21 protein-coding genes are annotated in these 17,579 nt (G+C 46.6%); all 21 read left to right on the top strand.

Annotated elements, in window-relative coordinates; translation table 11 throughout:
• The first annotated feature begins 53 nt into the window (after nt 1–53).
• The 21 genes from spoIIR to murA all read left to right on the top strand — a co-directional run bounded on the left by spoIIR (nt 54) and on the right by murA (nt 17,523).
• Nucleotides 54–719 carry a stage II sporulation protein R gene (spoIIR, locus tag MKY62_RS19580; RefSeq protein ID WP_003186028.1) on the top strand — a complete coding sequence of 222 codons (666 nt, stop codon included), beginning with the start codon at nt 54–56 and terminating at the stop codon, nt 717–719.
• Between the two features lie 343 nt (nt 720–1,062).
• A complete protein-coding gene (locus MKY62_RS19575) occupies nt 1,063–1,506 on the top strand; it encodes a hypothetical protein (protein ID WP_003186027.1) in 444 nt (147 codons plus the stop codon).
• Between the two features lie 157 nt (nt 1,507–1,663).
• Entirely contained in the window at nt 1,664–2,707 is a 1,044-nt protein-coding gene (locus tag MKY62_RS19570; RefSeq protein ID WP_009329761.1) for an L-threonylcarbamoyladenylate synthase, read from the top strand.
• Nucleotides 2,708–2,781: 74 nt separating this feature from the next.
• Complete coding sequence (locus MKY62_RS19565; RefSeq protein WP_003186024.1) at nt 2,782–3,342, top strand: manganese efflux pump MntP family protein; 561 nt, start codon at nt 2,782–2,784, stop codon at nt 3,340–3,342.
• A 150-nt stretch (nt 3,343–3,492) separates the two neighbouring features.
• Nucleotides 3,493–3,948 carry a low molecular weight protein arginine phosphatase gene (locus MKY62_RS19560; protein ID WP_009329759.1) on the top strand — a complete coding sequence of 152 codons (456 nt, stop codon included), beginning with the start codon at nt 3,493–3,495 and terminating at the stop codon, nt 3,946–3,948.
• 142 nt (nt 3,949–4,090) lie between these two features.
• Nucleotides 4,091–4,540 carry a ribose 5-phosphate isomerase B gene (gene rpiB, locus MKY62_RS19555; RefSeq protein WP_003186021.1) on the top strand — a complete coding sequence of 150 codons (450 nt, stop codon included), beginning with the start codon at nt 4,091–4,093 and terminating at the stop codon, nt 4,538–4,540.
• Nucleotides 4,541–4,555: 15 nt separating this feature from the next.
• A complete protein-coding gene (locus MKY62_RS19550; RefSeq protein ID WP_003186019.1) occupies nt 4,556–5,098 on the top strand; it encodes a TIGR01440 family protein in 543 nt (180 codons plus the stop codon).
• A gap of 225 nt (nt 5,099–5,323) precedes the next feature.
• Complete coding sequence (glyA, locus tag MKY62_RS19545) at nt 5,324–6,571, top strand: serine hydroxymethyltransferase (RefSeq protein WP_003186018.1); 1,248 nt, start codon at nt 5,324–5,326, stop codon at nt 6,569–6,571.
• A gap of 126 nt (nt 6,572–6,697) precedes the next feature.
• On the top strand, nt 6,698–7,327 hold the full coding sequence (gene upp, locus MKY62_RS19540) for a uracil phosphoribosyltransferase (protein WP_003186017.1): 630 nt from the start codon (nt 6,698–6,700) through the stop codon (nt 7,325–7,327).
• A gap of 400 nt (nt 7,328–7,727) precedes the next feature.
• On the top strand, nt 7,728–8,111 hold the full coding sequence (locus MKY62_RS19535) for an ATP synthase subunit I (RefSeq protein ID WP_003186016.1): 384 nt from the start codon (nt 7,728–7,730) through the stop codon (nt 8,109–8,111).
• Nucleotides 8,112–8,118: 7 nt separating this feature from the next.
• Nucleotides 8,119–8,853: a F0F1 ATP synthase subunit A gene (gene atpB, locus MKY62_RS19530; RefSeq protein WP_003186015.1), complete on the top strand. Its 735-nt coding sequence runs from the start codon at nt 8,119–8,121 to the stop codon at nt 8,851–8,853.
• 49 nt (nt 8,854–8,902) lie between these two features.
• Nucleotides 8,903–9,115 (top strand): F0F1 ATP synthase subunit C, encoded by a 213-nt coding sequence (atpE, locus tag MKY62_RS19525; protein ID WP_003186014.1) that lies wholly within the window; start codon nt 8,903–8,905, stop codon nt 9,113–9,115.
• 174 nt (nt 9,116–9,289) lie between these two features.
• Nucleotides 9,290–9,808 carry a F0F1 ATP synthase subunit B gene (gene atpF, locus MKY62_RS19520; protein ID WP_003186013.1) on the top strand — a complete coding sequence of 173 codons (519 nt, stop codon included), beginning with the start codon at nt 9,290–9,292 and terminating at the stop codon, nt 9,806–9,808.
• Nucleotides 9,805–10,359 carry a F0F1 ATP synthase subunit delta gene (locus MKY62_RS19515; RefSeq protein ID WP_003186011.1) on the top strand — a complete coding sequence of 185 codons (555 nt, stop codon included), beginning with the start codon at nt 9,805–9,807 and terminating at the stop codon, nt 10,357–10,359. Before atpF ends, MKY62_RS19515 begins: the two co-directional genes overlap by 4 nt.
• Nucleotides 10,360–10,366: 7 nt before the next feature.
• Complete coding sequence (gene atpA / locus MKY62_RS19510; RefSeq protein ID WP_003186010.1) at nt 10,367–11,875, top strand: F0F1 ATP synthase subunit alpha; 1,509 nt, start codon at nt 10,367–10,369, stop codon at nt 11,873–11,875.
• Nucleotides 11,876–11,963: 88 nt separating this feature from the next.
• Nucleotides 11,964–12,818 carry an ATP synthase F1 subunit gamma gene (gene atpG, locus MKY62_RS19505; RefSeq protein ID WP_003186008.1) on the top strand — a complete coding sequence of 285 codons (855 nt, stop codon included), beginning with the start codon at nt 11,964–11,966 and terminating at the stop codon, nt 12,816–12,818.
• 25 nt (nt 12,819–12,843) lie between these two features.
• Nucleotides 12,844–14,265, top strand: coding sequence for a F0F1 ATP synthase subunit beta (atpD, locus tag MKY62_RS19500; RefSeq protein ID WP_003186006.1), 1,422 nt, complete (start codon nt 12,844–12,846; stop codon nt 14,263–14,265).
• Nucleotides 14,266–14,288: 23 nt separating this feature from the next.
• On the top strand, nt 14,289–14,684 hold the full coding sequence (locus tag MKY62_RS19495) for a F0F1 ATP synthase subunit epsilon (protein WP_003186004.1): 396 nt from the start codon (nt 14,289–14,291) through the stop codon (nt 14,682–14,684).
• Nucleotides 14,685–15,067: 383 nt separating this feature from the next.
• A complete protein-coding gene (locus MKY62_RS19490; protein ID WP_003186001.1) occupies nt 15,068–15,301 on the top strand; it encodes a DUF1146 family protein in 234 nt (77 codons plus the stop codon).
• A gap of 135 nt (nt 15,302–15,436) precedes the next feature.
• Entirely contained in the window at nt 15,437–16,180 is a 744-nt protein-coding gene (locus tag MKY62_RS19485) for a YwmB family TATA-box binding protein (RefSeq protein WP_003185999.1), read from the top strand.
• Between the two features lie 32 nt (nt 16,181–16,212).
• Entirely contained in the window at nt 16,213–17,523 is a 1,311-nt protein-coding gene (gene murA, locus MKY62_RS19480; protein WP_003185997.1) for a UDP-N-acetylglucosamine 1-carboxyvinyltransferase, read from the top strand.
• The last annotated feature ends 56 nt before the right edge of the window (nt 17,524–17,579 follow it).

The raw sequence follows: 17,579 nt of genomic DNA, 5'->3' as shown, positions 1-17,579 counted from the left end.
TTGACCATAATATTGCTAGAAAAGGTTGAAGAACGAGAGGAACGGTGGGGAAAATGAAGAAATCAAACATTGCCTGTATGTATATTTTTCTTTTATTAATAGGAGCGCTTGCAAATCTCACGACGGAAGAGACTGCCCAATCATCAGGCGGGCAGCCTGCCGTGATTCCTGATGAAGCGATTCGGCTGCGGATTTTGGCAAACAGCGACAGCGGGAGCGACCAGAGCGTCAAACGCAAAATCAGGGATGAGGTCAATAAACAAATTACGAAATGGGTGGAAAACCTGACCTCGGTTGAGGAAGCGAGACAAGTCATCAGGTCGAAGCTGCCTGAAATCCAAGAGGTTGCCATGGATGTCATGAAACGCGAAAATGTTCGGCAATCCGTGTCTGTCCGTTTTGATCGTGTTTCATTTCCGACAAAGCTATACGGCAATATGGTGTATCCGGCCGGAGAATATGAGGCTGTTTTAATTACATTAGGCAAGGGAGAGGGAGCCAACTGGTGGTGCGTCCTGTTTCCGCCACTTTGCTTTCTTGATTTTTCCAATGGGGAAGCCGTAAAGTCGCCTGAAGACGAACAAACCGCTGCCGGAGAAGACCGCCGGGAAGAAAAAACAGACGCGGCGGATGAAACGGTATCTGGCATAGATAAAGATAAAGAAGACAAAGAAGTGAAATTTTTTCTTGTCGAATGGATTACCGGGCTTTTTTCTTAAAAGGACCGCCTTGCTTTCGTGTGCAGGGCGGTTTTTTACTGTTTGTTTTTTCATGATGGTTATTGAAGCTTTTGAATATGATATAATTTTCCAAAACGGTTCAGGGGAAATACTGCTTTTCGGATATACACCTTTTGCCCCTTTCTGATGTGCCAATCACATTGCCGGCAGAAGAGAAACTGTCTTATCACCAGTACAGCGTTCATTTGCATACTCATTCAAAGCGTTGGTTCCTGCTAATCAAAATTGAAAAATGAATAGCCGGCATTCTTCCAAATCAAAAGGTATATTTTACTGTCGCCCTCATAGATTGGATAGAGAAGTTAAAAAACGGGGTGAAAAGATGTTCTACCAATTGAGGTTAGCGGAAACGAAAGACATGAATGCGATCGAAGCATTTTTAAAAAAGGCGGGGACAAGCCATAAGGGTCTTGAGGAAGCGAAGAGCCAGTTTATCATGATGGAAGACCCTCCCGATGAAATCGTCGCCTGCCTCGGAATGGAGGAATTTGAAAACAAAAAAGGACTGCTGCGCTCGCTTGTCGTGTCTGACAAGCTCAGCCAAGGCCACATCGTTTCCTTGTTTCAAAGCATGCAGGTATTGTGCGAAAAGCGAGGAATCCAAACCCTTTATTTAGTAGCCAATAAGCGAACATCGATGGATTTCCTTGAAGTGCTCGGTTTTAAACAAGCTGCGGCAATTCCTGATGAGCTGGATGAATCCGAGCATGTTTCAGACTCACTGAACGTAAACGGAGCGGTTTTAATGGAGAAAACGTCAAATTAGCCGTTAACTTATACACAGAGATATCCACGGATTCAAAAGCGTTATCCACAAAATGTGGACAACGCTTGTTTTCTTTTCTTTCATCTTTTATACTTTCAACATGATTTACATGAATTATTAACGTTTTTAGTGTTTTGTTAAGGGAGTTTTGATGTTAATGAAAACAAAAGTATGGACTGTGGATGTAAAACGCGATTTGTCCACAAACTGTCCACAAATTGCACAGGCGGCAAGACTGCTTCAGCAAAATGAAACGGTTGCTTTTCCGACAGAGACTGTTTACGGTCTTGGTGCAAACGCCAAACACAGCGAAGCAGTAGCTAAAATATACGAAGCGAAAGGGCGGCCGAGCGACAATCCGCTCATTGTCCACATCGCTGAAATTGAACAGCTTGCAGAATTTGCGGAAGTTGATTCGCCTCAGGCCGAAATGCTGATGAAGCGTTTTTGGCCCGGGCCGCTGACCCTTGTGCTGCCGTGCAAGCCCGGGGTGTTATCCACAAGGGTGACGGCGGGGCTCGACACGGTCGCGGTTAGAATGCCTGATCATCCTGTGGCGCTTGAGCTGATTAGACAGGCCGGCGTTCCGGTGGCTGCCCCGAGCGCAAATCTGTCCGGAAAACCGAGTCCGACGAAAGCCGAGCATGTCGTCAACGATTTGAATGGACGGATTGCGGGTGTCGTTGACGGCGGCCCTACAGGAGTAGGGGTTGAATCAACAGTTGTTTCATGCACCGGTGAAATTCCGGTCATTTTGAGGCCGGGCGGCGTTACAAAAGAGCAGCTCGAAGAAGCGGCCGGCCCCGTCTTGATTGACCAGGGCCTCACCGACGAAAAAAAGGCGCCTATGTCTCCCGGGATGAAATATACGCATTATGCACCGGAAGCACCTCTTGCTATTGTGAACGGGGGAGTTGAGGATATTCAACGGCTGATCGACCAATATCAGAAAGACGGGATGAAAGTCGGTGTCCTTACGACAGAGGAACGGGCCGATGTCTATCAGGCCGATGCCGTCCGCATCTGCGGCAGAAGAGACCGACTTGAAACGGTTGCCGCCGGTTTGTATGACGTTCTCCGCAGCTTTGATGAAGAACGTCTCGATTTTATTTTTGCGGAGTCTTTTCCTGAGGAAGGAGTGGGCCGGGCGATTATGAACCGGCTGTTGAAAGCGGCCGGCCACCGCGTAATCGAAGCGTAGCCTAAGCGGGGGTGTTCTATCTGCCTTTGGACGTGCATAAGCTAGAAAAGCTGGCGTGTCCAAGGGGGAATTGCATGAATGTTGATGTGTTAATAGGCGAAATCCTGACGCTTTCGATGATGGCTTTTGCACTCGGCATGGATGCCTTTTCAGTCGGTCTTGGAATGGGAATGGCCAAGCTGAAAAGGAACCAGGTTTTTCAAATCGGCGTCATTATTGGATTGTTCCATGTCATCATGCCGCTTGGCGGAATGATTGCGGGACAGTTTCTTTCGGGTGCGCTTGGTGCGCTGGCGGGATATATTGGGGGAGCTCTTTTATTGGTGCTGGGCATTCAGATGATTGTCGCATCTTTTAATAAAAGCGGGGAGCAGATCATCTCTCCGCACGGCTTCGGCTTGTTCGTTTTTGCCGTCGGCGTCAGCCTTGACAGCTTTTCAGTCGGTCTCAGCCTCGGCCTCTACGGAACGAAACCGATATTAACGATCTTTCTGTTCGGTTTGTTCAGCATGGTGTTAACTTGGGCGGGCCTTCTGCTTGGAAAAAAGGTTCAAACGTGGCTCGGCGCCTACAGCGAAGCGCTCGGAGGAGCCATCTTGCTGAGCTTCGGTCTGAAGCTTTTGCTGCCCATTTAATTGAAAGATGGGAAAATCTTTTTTCTGTTTTGCATAACATAATGGAACTTAGAAAAAGAGGGGGAGATCCCCTCTTTTTTGATTTCTGGAGCGGATTTTATTATTTTCCGTCTGAATCCTTTATAATATGAAACAAAGGAGTGAACAAGATTGAACATATTATTTGTCTGTACTGGAAATACGTGCCGCAGCCCGATGGCCGAAGCGCTCTTTAAATCTGCGGCTGCCGAAAAAAATCTGGATGTCTCCGTCAAATCTGCCGGGTTGTTTGCTCCTGAAAACGGAAAAGCTTCTTTATATGCTGTCGAAGCGCTTTTTGAAAAAAACATCGCTCTGAATCATACATCTTCACAGCTTTCCGAGGAGAAGGTGGAATGGGCTGATCTTGTTCTGACGATGACAGAGCAGCACAAGCAGCTGGCAGTACATGAATTTTCAAAGAGCCAAGATAAGATCTATACGCTGAAAGAGTATGTTAATGGAGATGGCGGGGACATTATTGACCCGTTCGGCGGTTCTCTCAGCGACTATCAAAGAACGAGAGATGAGCTGGAGCAGCTGCTGAGAAAATTGGCGGAAATGCTTGCGAAGAAATCTCAGGAATAGAAGCTGGCTAAGGAGCGTTTGCAAATCAAGCGGCAGCGGGTACAATAGACATGATCAATCAGAAGTATATAACGGCTGTATGCTGGCTTAACGGTTTCTGCGAGACTTTTGGCGGCACATTAAACGAGGAGGAGTCATTCCAATGAAAGTAATCATTGCATCAGATCACGGCGGAATCAATATCAGAAAAGAAATTATGGCATTGATGGACGAATTGAACATCGAATACGAAGATTACGGCTGCGAATGCGGTTCAGGATCTGTGGACTACCCGGATTATGCGTTTCCGGTCGCGCAAAAAGTGGCGAACGGGGAAGCCGACAGAGGCATTTTAATATGCGGAACAGGAATCGGCATGAGCATTTCCGCCAATAAAGTAAAAGGCATCCGCTGCGCCCTTGTCCACGACGTTTTCAGCGCCAAAATGACAAGAGAGCACAATGACACGAATGTTCTTGCGATGGGTGAACGGGTCATCGGCCCTGGTTTAGCGAGAGAGATTGCAAAGGTTTGGCTTACGACTGAGTTTTCAGCCGGGCGGCACGCCGTCCGCATCGGAAAAATCGCCGATTATGAAGACAAGCATGAATAAAGGGTGTCGTCAATCATGAAAAATCTTGAACAGACATGGCGTTCTATATTAGATGAATTTCATCAGCAAGCGAATTTGCGCGAAGGCCACATCGTCGTCATCGGCTGCAGCACAAGCGAGGTGGCCGGAAGGCGCATCGGCACTTCGGGAAGCGAACAAATCGCTGAAGCGGTCTACAAAGGACTGGAAGAGCTCAGGGACAGAACAGGAATCGCCCTCGCTTTTCAGTGCTGCGAACATTTAAACAGGGCGTTGGTTGTCGAGGAAGAAACGGCGAAAGCATACCGTCTTCCCGTTGTTTTCGCCATTCCTGTCCCGAAAGCGGGGGGATCGATGGCTTCATATGCCTATAAACATATGAAGGCTCCTGTTCTTGTTGAACAAATAGAGGCCGATGCGGGGATCGACATCGGCGACACGTTTATAGGAATGCATTTAAAGCCTGTTGCCGTTCCTGTCCGCGTCTCTCAAAAACAGCTAGGCGAAGCGCACGTGACGCTTGCGCGGACAAGGCCGAAGCTGATTGGAGGCGTCCGCGCCGTCTATGAAGCGGAGTAGCGGAAGAAGCGGGGGGAAGAGCCGGACAGGCTTTTTTCTTTATTAGAATAATTTTTTAAACAAATGATATATCGAACTATATGATTTGTCTATTCGTTTAATATTCGGTTTTTCCAATAATAAAAAACGAATTTTAAAAATAATCTCTTACATTTGCATGAAAAACCGTGTACAATGAGATGGTATAATTAACGAAATGGAAACAGATAGGAGAGGATCTCGCTGATGAAACATTTACCTGCGCAAGATGAACAAGTTTTTAGCGCCATTCAAGATGAGCGGAAACGTCAACAGTCGAAGATTGAGCTGATCGCTTCTGAAAACTTTGTAAGCGAAGCGGTTATGGAAGCTCAAGGCTCGGTTTTAACTAATAAATATGCGGAAGGATATCCTGGTAAACGCTACTACGGCGGTTGTGAGCATGTAGACGTGGCAGAGGATATCGCGCGCGACCGCGCCAAGCAGATTTTCGGCGCCGAGCACGTCAACGTTCAGCCGCATTCCGGCGCACAAGCGAACATGGCGGTATACTTCACGATTTTGGAGCACGGTGACACTGTGTTGGGAATGAACCTTGCTCACGGCGGACATTTAACGCACGGCAGCCCTGTCAACTTCAGCGGTGTTCAGTACAACTTCGTTGAATACGGCGTTGATAAAGAGACGCAGTATATTGATTACGAAGATGTCCGTGAAAAGGCGCTCAAACATAAGCCTAAGCTGATCGTGGCCGGAGCAAGCGCATATCCGCGCACCATCGATTTTAAAAAGTTCCGCGAAATCGCTGATGAAGTCGGAGCCTATGTGATGGTGGACATGGCGCATATCGCCGGACTTGTAGCAGCAGGTCTTCACCCGAATCCTGTTCCTTACGCTGACTTTGTGACGACGACAACTCATAAAACGCTTCGCGGACCGCGCGGCGGCATGATTCTTTGCCGTGAAGAGTTTGCGAAACAAATTGACAAGTCGATCTTCCCTGGAATTCAAGGCGGACCGTTAATGCACGTGATCGCTGCAAAGGCTGTTTCCTTTGGCGAAGCTTTAAAGGACGAATTCAAAACATATGCCCAAAATGTCATCAACAATGCGAAGCGCTTGGCTGAAACATTGAAAAAAGAGGGTATCGAGCTCGTATCCGGCGGAACGGATAACCATCTTGTGCTGGTCGACCTGCGCTCTCTCGGCATTACCGGAAAAGTGGCTGAAAATGTACTTGATGAAGTCGGCATCACCGTCAACAAAAACGCGATTCCTTATGATCCTGAAAAACCTTTCGTTACGAGCGGAATCCGCGTCGGTACAGCAGCTGTGACGAGCCGCGGCTTTGATCTGGAAGCGATCGAAGAAGTGGGAGCGATCATTGCGCTTGCCCTTAAAAACCATGAAGACGAAGCGAAACTTGAAGAAGCAAAACAGCGTGTAGAAGCGCTGACAAACAGATTCCCGTTGTATACCGGGCTTGATTACTAAGATATTTGCGCCGCTCCGAAAAGGGGCGGCTTTTTTCATAAAATTGTCTCCTGATTTTTGTTGAAACAAGCTGTTTTTTTATGTAGAATCAATAGAAGTGTGTGAAAAAAGGAGCTGAAGACGGATATGGGAAAGGTATATGTGTTTGATCACCCTCTTATACAGCATAAGCTTACATACATCCGGGACGTAAAGACCGGAACGAAAGAATTCAGAGAGCTTGTTGATGAGGTTGCAACGCTGATGGCATTTGAGATTACGCGAGACCTGCCGCTGGAGGAAGTGAATGTAGAGACTCCTGTGCAAATGGCAAAGTCAAACGTCATCGCCGGAAAAAAACTCGGGGTTGTTCCGATTCTGAGAGCAGGGCTTGGAATGGTAGACGGAATTTTGAAGCTGATTCCTGCTGCAAAAGTCGGACATGTCGGGCTTTACCGTGATCCTGAAACATTGAAGCCTGTTGAGTATTATGTCAAGCTTCCATCCGATGTTGAAGAACGCGAATTCATCGTCGTCGATCCGATGCTGGCAACCGGAGGTTCGGCGGTAGAGGCGCTGAACAGCTTGAAAAAACGCGGCGCAAAAAATATCCGCTTTATGTGTCTGATCGCTGCCCCGGAAGGTGTAGACGAAGTGCAGAAGCATCATCCTGACGTTGACATTTACATTGCCGCTCTGGATGAAAAACTAAATGAAAAAGGATATATCGTTCCCGGATTGGGCGACGCCGGAGACCGCATGTTCGGAACGAAATAATGTAAGAAAATCCTGAAAAAGGGTTTTCTTTTTTTGTGTTTTATACCATAATTAAACATGTGTGCGTCTTAAATGAGGCGAATTTGTGAACATTTTGTGAGAGCTGCTGTGATTATGAATAGTTTTTTAACTTTAAACAGATTGACACCTCAGGGGGGCTATTGTATGCTAAAATAGGCTATTATGATAAGGTTTTCATAGCGGTTATCATAATGACCAGTCCTCTGTTAAAATCCTTTGAAAACCCCATATTTGCAGGCGACAGACAGATCACCGGCCCAAGAATTTTCGGACTGTGTGAAGTCTTGAGCAGAACACTACGTTCTGTAAAATGGTCAGACCGCCTAGTTTACCGTAATCGTAAGATAGATTTAAAATTTTCACATCAGGAGCGTATTTGATGACCGATGCGAGTCTTTCATTCCGTAGGCAACAAAAATATGTCCTATATATTTTAGCAGTCTGCGTGTTAGGCTATGGATTTCTGCCATATCAGGCAATTTTTTTAGGCCTGATTACCGGCACTGTTTTCAGCTATTTCAATCTCTGGCTGCTGGCCAAAAGGATGCAGGCCTTCGATAAAGCAGTGGCAAAGGGCAAAATGATCCGTTCTCTCGGGACTGCTTCCAGATTGTGCAACGCCATTATCGCGGCGGCCATTGCTTATAAATACCCTGAATATATTCATTTGGCAGGCGTCATTGTGGGGTTGATGACAATTTATCCTGTCATTATGATAGATTCCTTTATCCAGCTAAAACGTTCATCAATGGAAGAGAGGTGAAAACCCTTTGAATCACGAATCTAGAATTGTTAATTTCTTAGGCCTCAATTTTGATTTAACTAGCATTCTAATGATTACTGTGACAAGCATCATCGTCTTTCTGATAGCGGTGCTGACCACAAGAACACTCGCGATCCGGCCGACGAAAGCTCAGAACTTTATGGAGTGGATTGTCGACTTTGTTCGCAATATTATCGGCAGCACAATGGATCTTAAAGTCGGCAGAGACTTTCTCGCCCTTGGCATAACCCTGCTGATGTACATATTTGTTGCCAACATGCTCGGCCTTCCGTTTTCCATAACAGTAGGCCACGAATTATGGTGGAAATCCCCTACGGCCGATCCGGCGGTTACTTTAACCCTCGCCGTCATGGTAGTAGGCCTCACTCATTACTACGGAGTGAAAAGGAAAGGGTTGGGGGAGTATACCAAAGATTTCTTCAGACCAATTCCATATTTAGTGCCGCTCAAAATCATTGAAGAATTTGCGAACACATTAACATTGGGATTGCGTCTTTACGGTAATATTTTCGCCGGCGAAATTCTGCTCGGCCTTCTTGCCGGACTGGCAACCAACTTCTATTCTCAAAGCATTTTCCTGGGGCTGGTTGGAACCATTGGAGCGGTTGTGCCGATGATCGTATGGCAGGCGTTCAGCTTGTTCGTAGGTACAATCCAGGCATTCATCTTCACGATGTTAACAATGGTTTACATGTCTCACAAAGTAAGTCATGAACACTAAAAATAAGACATATCCGCTAAGGATAACAATTTAAAGGAGGAACTTTTTCATGAGTTTAATAGCAGCTGCAATCGCAATTGGATTAGGTGCACTTGGTGCAGGTATTGGTAACGGACTTATCGTATCGCGTACAGTAGAAGGAATCGCTCGTCAGCCTGAGGCTGGAAAAGAATTGAGAACCCTTATGTTCATCGGGGTAGCATTGGTTGAGGCCCTTCCGATTATCGCTGTTGTTATCGCGTTCTTAGCGTTCTTCAGCTAAAAGCGAATATAAAACTGGTAAATGGCGAAGATCACTGCAAGAGGCCTTCGCCATTGCTTTATGGTTGCTTGAACTGTCATAACGGCCGGAAGAATCACCCTCCTGAAAAAAGAGGGAGAACATTTTTCGATGGCCTCGGAGAGATAATCTGCAAGAAGGGAGTTGCCGTATTCGATGTCTTTTTTACCACAGGTTATGGGTGCAGGAGTAGGGTTTAACGCCGGAACAATGCTGTTCCAGCTTGTTGCCATGCTGATTTTGTTAGCGCTCTTGAAGAAATACGCTTTAGGGCCGCTATTAAATATAATGAAAGAGCGTGAAGACTACATTACCGGAGAGATCTCCTCTGCCGAGAAAAAGAATGAAGAAGCGAAGAAGCTCATTGAGGAGCAGCAGGCGCTTTTGAAAGAAGCACGCGAAGAATCCCAGTCTCTGATTGAAAACGCGAAAAAACTGGGTGAACAGCAAAAGGATGAAATCATCAAGGCTGCGCGCCAGGAAGCAGAACGCATGAAAGAATCAGCCAGAAGCGAGATCGTCAAAGAAAGAGACCAGGCTGTCACCGCGCTGCGCGAGCAGGTTGCATCATTGTCTGTGATGATCGCTTCTAAAGTAATCGAAAAAGAGCTGGACGAACAAGCCCAGGAAAAATTGATCCAAGACTATCTTAAAGAAGTAGGAGAAAGCCGATGAGCCAATCAGCTGTCTCCAAACGCTACGCAGCCGCTCTGTTTGACATTGCCCTTGAATCCAAGCTGGTCAATGAAATAGAAGAAGAGCTGACCGTCGTTAAGAAGATATTTATTGAGCATAAAGACCTCAATGCCGTTCTGGGTCATCCTAAAGTGCCCGCTGAAAAGAAAAAGCAGATTTTAAAAGACTCGTTCGGATCCGTTTCGACTGCAGTCTTACATACGCTTTATCTTCTCGTTGACCGCAGCCGCACGTCAATCGTCCCGGATCTCGCGGACGAATATGTCAAAATGGCGAACCGGTTCCGCGGGACGGAAGATGCGATCGTATACTCTGTAAAACCGCTCAGCGAAGAGGAAATTTCCTCTTTTTCTCAAGTGTTTGCAAAAGAAGCAGGCGCCGCTTCACTGCGCGTCAGAAACGAAGTGAATCCGGATCTGATCGGCGGTGTGAAAATCCGCATCGGGAACCGCATTTATGACGGCAGTGTAAGAGGAAAGCTTGACCGGATAGAACGTCAATTAGCAGGCGAAAATCGAAAGAAGGGGTGAAACCTAAGTGAGCATCAAAGCTGAAGAAATTAGCACTCTCATAAAACAGCAAATTGAAAACTATCAGTCTGAAATAGAAGTTCACGACGTAGGTACGGTAATTCAGGTCGGTGACGGTATCGCACGCGTACACGGCCTTGATAACTGTATGGCAGGTGAGCTTGTCGAATTTTCAAACGGTGTGCTGGGCTTAGCTCAGAACCTTGAAGAATCAAATGTAGGTATCGTTATTTTGGGACCTTACAAAGACATCCGTGAAGGTGACGAAGTTAAAAGAACCGGCCGGATCATGGAAGTCCCTGTCGGCGAAGAGCTGCTCGGCCGCGTTGTCAACCCGCTCGGCCAGCCTGTTGACGGAATGGGCCCGGTTCTCACAAGCAAAACCCGTCCGATCGAAAGCCCGGCTCCTGGAGTTATGGATCGTAAATCCGTACACGAGCCGCTTCAAACGGGGATCAAATCAATCGATGCTTTAATTCCGATCGGCCGCGGCCAGCGTGAGCTGATTATCGGTGACCGTCAAACGGGTAAAACGTCGATTGCGATCGATACAATTCTGAATCAGAAAGACCAGGATATGATTTGTATCTATGTCGCGATCGGTCAGAAAGAATCGACAGTCCGCGGCGTTGTCGAAACGCTTCGCAAACACGGCGCCCTTGACTATACGATCGTTGTGACGGCTTCCGCTTCACAGCCTGCCCCTCTATTGTACCTCGCGCCGTATGCAGGGGTTGCGATGGGAGAGGAATTCATGTACAACGGCAAGCACGTGCTGGTTGTGTATGACGACCTTTCAAAACAGGCTACCGCATATCGTGAACTGTCCTTGCTTCTTCGCCGTCCTCCTGGTCGTGAAGCATTCCCTGGGGATGTATTCTATCTTCACTCCCGTTTGCTTGAACGCGCTGCAAAATTGAGCGACGCCAAAGGCGGAGGATCTTTAACGGCACTTCCGTTCGTTGAAACGCAAGCAGGCGACATTTCGGCGTACATTCCGACAAACGTCATTTCGATCACTGACGGACAAATCTTCCTGCAGTCTGATTTGTTCTTCTCTGGCGTGCGTCCTGCGGTCAACCCGGGATTGTCTGTATCCCGTGTCGGCGGGTCCGCGCAAATCAAAGCGATGAAGAAAGTTGCCGGTACGCTGCGCCTTGATTTGGCATCATACCGTGAGCTTGAAGCATTCGCACAATTCGGCTCAGATTTGGATAAAGCGACACAGGCGAAGCTGAATCGCGGTGCCCGTACGGTTGAAGTACTTAAACAGGATCTGCACAAACCGCTTCGCGTTGAAAAGCAGGTTGCGATTCTCTATGCTCTGACAAGAGGCTTCCTTGATGATGTGCCTGTTGAGGATATCAAACGTTTTGAAGAAGAGCTCTTTATGTATCTTGACCAAAATCATAAAGATCTGCTCGATTCAATCGCCCAGACAGGAAACCTTCCTGCCGATGAGGACATGAAGGGTGCAATCGAAGGCTTTAAACGTACGTTCGCGCCAAGCAACTAAACAATAAAAAGTGAGAAAAAGGCTATCTTTTTCTCTCTTTTTCACGTCAATGCGAAGGAATTTGAAAACAAAAAGGTGGTGAAACCTTTTGGCCTCATTACGGGATATTAAATCCAGGATTGCTTCAAATAAAAAAATGAGTCAAATTACGAAAGCCCAGGAAATGGTTTCTGCTTCAAAGCTGAACCGGGCTGAAAACAAAGCGAAATCGTTTGTTCCTTATATGGAAAAAATGCAGGAAGTCGTTGCCGATATCGCAGTCGGATACACCGGCAAACACCCGATGATGTCAAGCCGCCCAGTGAAGCGGACCGGGTACCTTGTCATCACAGCTGACCGCGGCTTGGCGGGGGCGTTCAATGCAAACGTACTCCGCAAAGCGTATCAAAGGATTCAGGAACGCCATCAATCCAAAGATGAGTATGCGGTCATCGCGGTCGGAAGAATGGGGCGCGATTTCTTTAAAAAGCGCGGAATTCCTGTCATTTCTGAAATGACGGGGATCAGGGACGAAGTGACGTTTTCAGAAATCAAAGATTTGGCGAACAGCACGGTGCAAATGTATATTGACGAAACCTTTGATGAACTGTATCTGTTCTACAACCATTTTGTCAGCGCGATTTCCCAGGAGGTAACGGAGAAAAAGCTGCTGCCTTTGACAGATATTGCGCCTAACAAGAAAAAGACGTCATTTGAGTTTGAACCGGATGAAGAAGAGATTCTGGAAGTGCTCCTTCCCCAGTATGCGGAAAGCTTGATTTTTGGCGCGCTTCTTGACAGCAAAGCGAGCGAACATGCTGCGAGAATGACGGCGATGAGAAATGCGACAGACAATGCAAAAGAGATTATCGCCGATCTTGAACTGTCATACAACCGTGCCCGTCAGGCATCCATCACGCAGGAAATTACGGAAATTGTCGGCGGTGCAGCTGCTTTAGAATAGAAAAAGTTTGTCAGGAGGGATAGAGATGAAAAAAGGACGCGTTAGCCAGGTATTAGGGCCGGTCGTAGATGTTCGTTTTGAAGACGGTCACTTGCCTGAAATATATAATGCGATTAAAGTTACACATAAAGCGCAGAACGAGAATGAAGTGGACATCGATCTTACCCTTGAAGTAGCGCTTCACTTGGGTGATGATTCAGTTCGTACAATTGCAATGGCTTCAACTGACGGTGTTACACGCGGAATGGAAGCCATCGACCTGGGAGAGCCGATCTCCGTTCCGGTCGGAAACGTAACACTCGGCCGCGTATTTAATGTACTCGGGGAAAATATCGATTTGGATGAGCCGCTTCCGGCTGATGCTGCCAAAGATCCGATTCACAGAGAAGCTCCAAAATTTGATCAGCTATCAACAGAGGTTGAAATCTTAGAGACGGGTATTAAAGTCGTCGACTTGCTCGCTCCATATATCAAAGGCGGAAAGATCGGTCTTTTCGGAGGAGCGGGAGTTGGAAAAACCGTTTTGATTCAGGAGCTGATCAACAACATCGCTCAAGAGCACGGCGGTATCTCTGTATTCGCAGGTGTCGGCGAGCGTACGCGTGAAGGAAACGACCTTTACTATGAAATGAAAGATTCCGGCGTTATCGGCAAAACGGCAATGGTCTTCGGTCAGATGAACGAGCCGCCTGGTGCGCGGATGCGCGTTGCCTTGACCGGACTTACAATGGCCGAGCATTTCCGTGATAAAGAAGGCCAGGACGTATTGTTCTTTATCGATAACATCTTCCGATTCACTCAAGCAGGATCTGAAGTATCTGCACTTCTTGGACGCATGCCGTCAGCGGTTGGTTATCAGCCGACGCTTGCGACCGAAATGGGTCAGCTTCAGGAACGGATCACATCAACAAATGTCGGATCTGTAACATCGATTCAGGCGATCTACGTTCCTGCCGATGACTATACTGACCCGGCGCCGGCTACGACGTTCGCTCACTTGGATGCGACGACGAACCTTGAGCGTAAGCTGTCGGAAATGGGGATTTATCCTGCGGTCGATCCGCTTGCATCCACTTCCCGTGCGCTTTCGCCTGAAATCGTCGGAGAAGAGCACTATGAAGTGGCGCGCAGCGTTCAGCAGATCCTGCAGCGCTACAAAGAGCTTCAGGATATCATCGCGATGCTCGGAATGGATGAGTTGTCAGACGAAGATAAGCTTGTCGTCAGCCGTGCGCGCCGCGTACAATTCTTCCTGTCGCAAAACTTCCACGTAGCTGAACAGTTTACAGGACAAAAAGGTTCTTACGTACCTGTCAAAGAAACGGTAAAAGGCTTCAAAGAAATCCTTGAAGGTAAGTATGATCACCTTCCTGAGGACGCTTTCCGCCTTGTCGGCCGAATCGAAGAAGTTGTCGAAAAAGCGAAAGAAATGGGTGTAGAAGTATAATCTGGTCCTAGGAGGGTAAAAGCATGAAGACCTTAAAAGTCAATATCGTTACTCCCGACGGCCCAGTATACGATGCGGATATAGAAATGGTAAGCGTTAGAGCAGAGAGCGGTGAGCTTGGTATTTTACCCGGCCATATTCCGACGGTTGCTCCGCTAAAAATTGCTGCAGTCCGTCTGAAAAAAGACGGTCAAACTGAGCTGGTTGCCGTCAGCGGGGGGATAGTGGAAGTCCGCCCTGACCATGTCACCATTCTGGCCCAGACGGCGGAAACATCTGAACAAATTGACAAAGAACGCGCCTTGGCCGCAAAACGGCGTGCCGAGGAACGTTTGCAAAAGCAAACTCCAGATGTTGACATTATTCGGGCAGAGCTTGCTTTAAAACGCGCGATTAACCGGTTGGATGTTGCGAGATAGAGATAAGGATCCTTCCCATATTTAAGGATGGGAAGGGTCTTTTATATTCAAGATCAAACAGAATTGAAAATGTTGAAAAATGTTCACAAATTGTTCGCCTTTTTAGTATGAATCTATCTATAATACAAAATAGTAAGCTATGTTCTCTTCCACCAAAAAGAGGACGTAAGACATTCAAGTAAGCTCCTAAAACACAAGCCCCTCAGGCAACAGAGGATCACTCCATCTATGGGAAAAAGTTCTATCATGAACGACTTAACATGCAACATCAAAACTGTTAAAATGACTTGAAATGACCAGCAACATTCCTTTATCCTACGGCAGAAGAGACGAGGCTGGCCGGAAGCACCAAACCGGCTGAACGTAAGGAGGCGTCATCAATAATGGAAGAGATCGGACAACAGGCTGCTGTCAGTATCATCGTTCATCTTTTTTTTATTGCATTGACTTGGTGGGCTCTTCTGGCGGTCAATATTGATCCGCTTATCAGGAAAGGAAAAGTCATTCAGGCGAGGGTGTTAATGATCATCATTACAATCGCCGTCGGCTCCACCGTCAGCAATTTTTTCTTGGACTATCTTTATTATTCCAGACAGCTTCAAAATTTATTTTCATGATTGAGTAAAAGAATTTATGGGAATGGACGAATATGGGTAACACCGCGTTCTGCAAAATCACCGGAGACCTTGTTTTTCCACGTATGCTTTTCCTGCGATCCGTCAACAATGGAGAGTAGGAGAGGATGATGCAGAATGAAGACAAAACAAACGGTTAATGCCCTTATTTTTATTGTGGTTTTATTTTTAATTGTTCATGTCTTTCAATCGCTTGAAGCAGCGGGCAATACGCCGCTTGAACAGCTGGCGGAAGGTTTGAGCCGCCATGATGTCGAGCTTGAAGAGTGGACCATGCATACAAAAAAACAGCTTACCCTAAGTGAAAAAGATTTTTTTGCAAAACTGAAACATTTCAAGAAACAGCATCGACAATATGAATGGACTTTAACGCGGGAAGACGACGATACAGTTAAAGCGACAGGTGTTTTTCAGGACAAAAAAAATCATATCAATTCCAAAATACATTTGGTATCCACCCACAAAAACCAGAGACTTGTTTCGTATTTATTGTATGAGCAAAAAGGCGCGGGACCACGGGAAAACTGGAATGCTACATATAAGCAGTTTGAACGGGATGCATTCGACATAATGCGAGAAAAGACCGCAATTTTTACTTGTCTAAAGGGCCATTTAAATGGTATGATGAATGTTGTTTTGCAAAAAAAAGCAAATGAGCTAGTACATGAATTTGATGCAAAGTCAGTTGAAGATTTAATTGAACCAAATTTCGTTTCTATTTCTGCTTACACTAACGAGTGGAAAGAATCCATCAAGACAGAAAAACACCGTATGAATTTGCAAGTCTCGCTTAGAAATGCGGGAATGGGCGAAAAACTTACCGTCACGGTTGGCACACCAATCGTCACGACTGAATATTAATATAGAGAAATTGGGACGCGGAGGGGAATACCTTGGAAAAAATCATCGTCCGCGGCGGTCGAAAGTTAAACGGCACAGTCAAAGTTGAAGGAGCAAAAAATGCCGTTTTACCAGTTATCGCTGCATCTTTATTAGCCAGTGAAGAAAAAAGCGTAATATGTGATGTGCCTACGCTCTCCGATGTATATACGATTAACGAAGTGTTACGTCATTTAGGCGCAAGTGTACATTTTGAAAATAATACAGTAACGGTTGATGCATCTCGCACTTTGTCTACGGAAGCTCCGTTCGAATATGTTCGTAAAATGCGCGCATCCGTATTGGTGATGGGTCCGCTTCTTGCTCGCACAGGCCATTCGAGAGTGGCTTTGCCTGGAGGATGTGCAATCGGTTCAAGACCGATCGATCAGCATCTGAAAGGCTTTGAAGCAATGGGGGCAAAAATTAAGGTCGGAAACGGCTTTATTGAAGCGACTGTAGAAGGCCGCCTTCAAGGAGCGAAAATTTACCTTGATTTCCCTAGTGTCGGAGCAACTGAAAACCTGATTATGGCTGCAGCTTTGGCTGAGGGCACGACAACTCTCGAAAATGCTGCTAAAGAGCCTGAAATCGTTGATCTGGCTAACTATATCAATGCAATGGGCGGTAAAATTCGGGGTGCCGGTACAGGCACCATTAAAATTGAAGGCGTTAAGGCGCTTCATGGGGCAAAACATACGATTATTCCTGACCGGATAGAGGCGGGAACGTTCATGGTTGCCGCGGCGATTACCGAAGGGAACGTACTGGTAAAGGGAGCGGTTCCTGAGCACTTAACATCTTTAATTGCGAAAATGGAAGAAATGGGCGTTCAAATCTTGGAAGAAGGAGACGGTCTTCGGATCATCGGTCCTTCTGAATTGAAGCCTATTGATTTAAAAACAATGCCACATCCAGGTTTCCCGACTGATATGCAGTCACAGATGATGGCTCTTTTGATGCGCGCAAATGGAACCAGCATGATCACAGAAACCGTCTTTGAGAACCGCTTCATGCACGCGGAAGAATTCCGCCGTATGAACGGAGATATTAAAATCGAAGGCCGTTCTGTCATCATTAATGGTCCTGTGCAGCTTCAAGGCGCTGAAGTTGCCGCAACGGATCTTCGCGCCGGCGCAGCTCTTATCCTTGCTGGCCTTGTTGCTGACGGTCATACACGCGTAACCGAATTAAAACATTTAGACCGTGGATATGTCAACTTCCACCAAAAACTTGCCGGTCTCGGCGCTGATATTGAGCGCGTTAACGATGAAGAAGCAGTTCATATTGAAAATAAAGAAGTTGTATCCGATTTAAATGCATAAATCAACCTGAAATCAGTATGTCATACGGCATACTGATTTTTGCGTTTCAAGTATTC

This window comes from Bacillus sp. FSL R7-0646 (assembly GCF_037969865.1).
GTDB lineage: Bacteria > Bacillota > Bacilli > Bacillales > Bacillaceae > Bacillus > Bacillus licheniformis.
This window is presented reverse-complemented; position numbering and strand designations above follow the sequence as displayed.